This window comes from Candidatus Macondimonas diazotrophica (genome assembly GCF_004684205.1).
Classification (GTDB): Bacteria; Pseudomonadota; Gammaproteobacteria; order UBA5335; family UBA5335; genus Macondimonas; species Macondimonas diazotrophica.
Window position 1 is genome coordinate 1 of record NZ_SRIO01000090.1, and the last position, 263, is coordinate 263.

1 protein-coding gene is annotated in these 263 nt (G+C 57.4%); it reads left to right on the forward strand.

Annotated features, from left to right (window positions below):
• Positions 1-263 (forward strand): hypothetical protein (locus E4680_RS14400; protein WP_205688964.1); only part of this gene is annotated, 263 nt, incomplete at both ends.

Here is a 263-nt window from a genome sequence, read left to right on the forward strand (position 1 = left end):
CCAATGACCCGAGTTCTCCAATCGATCTGACAGGCCTTGATCCGATCCACCGCGCAATGGTGATGACGCATCGACCCGATTGCCCGATCGATTTGACGGGGCTTAGCTCATCCGACCGCGCATGGGTGATAATCAGCCGCCCCGATTGCCCGATTGACCTGAACGGTCTTGATCAATTCGACCGTGCGTGGGTGATGATTCACCGTCGCGATTGCCCGATCGATTTGACTGGTCTTGGTCCATCCAACCGCGCCTGGGTGATG